Genomic DNA, 2,010 nt, shown 5'->3' with positions numbered 1-2,010 from the left:
AATAAACAATTAATTCATCTCCACCTAAATAAATCGGGGCAAAATTATTCCACCTTTCTAACCAGCTACGGAATATCAATGTTGGTATTGGGAGAGGTAAAGTAACACCATGTTGAGTAAAAGCAGTGGGTGTAATAAATCGCAAGTCAAACCGTCGAATTGCTTCTGGTTCATTCGCTACTAAATTTGTATACAGTTCTTCATAGCTGGTGATCGTATCTTCGCGATTAATAACGTTAAACTTAGCACCAAGAAATTCTAGTGAATCTTCTAAATTTAGTGAATTGATTGCTTTTGCAGCAGTTTCTTGTAAACCACAAAGGGATAATTGATAAAATTCCTCGGGTTGGAATGTTAAAAAGTCTCTAGAAATCGTATATGAACCACAAATTCCAGAACAGGATACAGAAGGAATTGTTTCTGATCCTATTTCTAAACCTAGTTTATTATGTAACAGCTTTACCAGTTCCAAATAATAAAAACGTGGTAGGACTGTGGGCTGGTCTACTGTTAATGTCCAATTGGAGCAAATGAGCATAATTTAAATTGAAGACTGATAACTATTCACTTCTGACTCCTGAATTCTCTCTCCTGACTCCTTTTTATAAAACTTTAAACTTAACCCATCCAGGGACAAAACGAATTTCGCCGTTAGGATTAACTACAGTGCGTCGTGATTTTGGTGCTTCAAATTTTGGCGCACTAATACCACATATATCGCGAATTTCTGCGCGTAATTCATCTTCAAATAACAAATCAATAGTTGTTCCTGTCATCCCACTACCCCAACCCAAGCGTAGAGAAAAAGGAGATTCTTCAGGACTATAAAACTCGCGTATATAATTAAAATCTAAATTTCTAGCAGATGCTCTGGGATTGTTTTTAATATCTTGCCAGTAGTCGTGTTCATAATCCCACTGATCTTGACTAAATCCCTGACAAATTTGCAAGAGCTCGTTGAGATTTGTAAATGGTATCTTCATTCCCTGCTTATGCTTGAACCAAGCTAGCATTTCTGTATCTAGTGTCAGAGTAAATTCTGTCTGTACATTACGCACCATTTCTACGTAAATAGATGCTTTATATTTAGCTAAAAAATCAGGAAATCTACTAGAAATTATAACTTCAGCAGCAACTGGTAAATTAACAGGAATTTGTTGACCTTTTTTAGTAGTCATTTTGTCTTCAATAAGTGCTTCACAATCGCTGACTTTTAACGCCCTTAGAAAATCAGTGTTTTGACTGCGACCTGGAAAGGTTCTATCTTGATATGTCAAGGTAAATTCGGAAAACAGACTTTCCATGAAGAGGTCATCGTCAACAAATTTTTGGGTGTTTTTGTTGCTGAGTTCTCCCAAGCGAGAGCGTAATTTTTTCTCAATTTCACTTATCCGTTTAGGTGCAGGGGTTTGATAGCGTTCCGCATGTTTGAGAAGATGGTAAACGATCGCAGTTCTAATCGCACCCTTAATCGAAGAACCAGGAATAAATAATCTTCCCATCCCGTTGCGAATCATCGGTCTTAAATCTGTGATTCTTTGATCGGTCAGCTTTTGGCTAATGGCGTAATTGGGGAAAATTGGTTCACCATCTGTATCCGTTGCACTCCACCACTGATCACCAAAGGCTTGTTTCAGAAGATGACTAATGTCCTCGCGATCGTTAATCGCTTGAATATAATCATCTAAAAACCTTCCTCCCTGTTTTTTAAATGCTTTTGCGAGTGCTTCTTGGTTTGGGAGATAGACTTTTTTTGCTGTCTGTACATATTCAAAGGGATTTAATCGGGATACTGCTGAACCAATATGTAATATTGGGCTAGTCAGCCTTATCGTTTTTGATTCATAAACTTCTGGTTTTTTAAGTACAGGAGAAGCAAGCATAATGTTATGAATTTTGTGCTTTAATAGGTAGGTTTAAACTAATACCACTACGGTATATTGGATGGGTTTTGTATTTACCGTCACTAGTTATTAATTCCCTTGGCGTGACATCTATGAGTTTTCCATT

At 37.1% G+C, this 2,010-nt stretch carries 2 protein-coding genes; both read right to left on the bottom strand.

All coding sequences use genetic code 11. The annotated features are described in order from the left end of the window. Nucleotides 1-538: CRISPR system precrRNA processing endoribonuclease RAMP protein Cas6 (gene cas6 / locus G4P69_RS37370; RefSeq protein ID WP_208354955.1), on the bottom strand; the 538-nt coding region annotated here is incomplete at its 3' end. 64 nt (nt 539-602) lie between these two features. After that, nucleotides 603-1,883, bottom strand: a complete 1,281-nt coding sequence (gene csm5, locus G4P69_RS37365) for a type III-A CRISPR-associated RAMP protein Csm5 (RefSeq protein ID WP_208339490.1) — start codon at nt 1,881-1,883, stop codon at nt 603-605. Between the last annotated feature and the right edge of the window lie 127 nt (nt 1,884-2,010).

Origin of the sequence: Aetokthonos hydrillicola CCALA 1050 (genome assembly GCF_017591665.1) — a bacterium.
GTDB lineage: Bacteria > Cyanobacteriota > Cyanobacteriia > Cyanobacteriales > Nostocaceae > Aetokthonos > Aetokthonos hydrillicola.
Note: the sequence above shows the minus strand (reverse complement) of the source record. Positions and strands in the feature narration are given on the sequence as shown.

Bases quoted from the DNA above. Each gene is read 5' to 3' on its own strand.
- csm5 (WP_208339490.1), bottom strand. From the start codon at position 1,883: ATGCTTGCTTCTCCTGTACTTAAAAAACCAGAAGTTTATGAATCAAAA.